This is a genomic window from Streptomyces sp. NPDC056231 (genome assembly GCF_048270745.1).
Classification (GTDB): Bacteria; Actinomycetota; Actinomycetes; order Streptomycetales; family Streptomycetaceae; genus Streptomyces.
Genome location: NZ_JBLVKW010000200.1, coordinates 1 through 1,454, shown reverse-complemented (window position 1 = coordinate 1,454; position 1,454 = coordinate 1). Strand labels below are relative to the sequence as shown.

Below are 1,454 nucleotides of genomic sequence, written 5' to 3'. Positions count from 1 at the left end.
GACAGTGATAGTGGTATCCGGGTTCCCGGTGGTCGTGACTCGATCACTGACTGACGTCCTGCTGGGCTGTCTTCGCCTTGGTCTGTCCGGCTGCCGGGGCCCGTTCCCGAGGCCCCGGCCGGGTGGATCATGACCTTATAGGAGCCTGGCCAAAGGCCCCATCACTGTCCTGTCTGCCCCGCCCGGCCGGAGCCACCTCCGGTCAGGAAGGCATCTCCAGCATGACAGGAACGGACACCGAAGCCGTCGTCGAACACGTGGTGATCGGCGGAGTGGACTCCCACGCCGACACCATCCACGTCGCCGTGGTGACTGACCGCGGCGGGCAGCTCGCCGACGCTGAGTTCCCCACAACGGCCGCTGGATACACGGCTGCTATCGCGTTCATGGCCGCTCATGGCACTGTCGTCTCCGTCGGAGTGGAAGGCACATCCTCCTACGGCTCGGGGTTCACGCGAGCGGCCCGCGAGGCCGGCCTGACCGTGATCGAGGTCAACCGGCCGGACAAGGCCGAGCGCCGCAGGATCGGCAAGTCCGATCCCATCGACGCCTACGCCGCCGCTCGGGCGGTCGTGTCCGGCCGGGCCACCAGCGCCCCCAAGGGCGATACCGTCACCGGGATCCGGGCACTGCACAACGCGGCACGATCCGCGATCAAGGCCCGTACCGCGGCACTGAACCAGATCGGACACATCCTGATCTGCGCACCCGACGGGATCCGCGCGAAGTACGAGGTGCTGCGGGGCGACATGCGCGTCGCCGCCCTGGTCCGGCTCCGCATCGGCAGCGATCCCATCCACGCTCCGGTCCTGACCGCTCTGCGCACGCTCGCGCGGCGCGTCCAGAGCCTGACCGCCGAACACATGGCTCTGACCTCGGAGTTGGACGGCCTGGTCACGCGGCTCAACCCTGGCCTGCGCGCCGCCTACGGCATCGGGCCCGACACCGCGACACAGCTGTTGATCACGGCCGGTGACAATCCCGCCCGCTTGCGCACGGAGGCGTCCTTCGCCGCCTTGTGCGGCGTCGCCCCGGTTCCGGCCTCCAGCGGCAAGACCAACCGGCACCGGCTCTCCCGCGGCGGGGACCGCGCGGCCAACGCGGCCCTCCACCGGATCGCGCTCGTCCGTATGCGCCGAGATCAGCGCACCCGTGACTACGTTGCCCGACAGACCGACGCCGGACGGACGAAGAAGGAGATCCTCCGGCTTCTCAAGCGCGCGATCGCACGTGAGGTCTTCCGTCTCCTGACCACGACGGTCGAAGTCCCCGAGATCGCGGACCTCAGGCCAGCCCGCCAGGCCAAGAACATCACGCTCACCGCCGTCGCGAACCACTTCGGGGTCTGGCCCGCCGTCATCTCCAACATCGAGCGGGGCCTTCGCCGCGATGACGCCTTCGCCAGCACCTACCGCGAGTGGCTCGCTGCCGTTTGACCAACGATAGGAGCATCA

General features: G+C 68.8%; 1 protein-coding gene. It reads left to right on the top strand.

What is annotated here, in order from left to right; genetic code table 11:
• The first annotated feature begins 221 nt into the window (after positions 1-221).
• Complete coding sequence (locus ACNPQM_RS44095) at positions 222-1,436, top strand: IS110 family transposase (RefSeq protein ID WP_358862335.1); 1,215 nt, start codon at positions 222-224, stop codon at positions 1,434-1,436.
• The last annotated feature ends 18 nt before the right edge of the window (positions 1,437-1,454 follow it).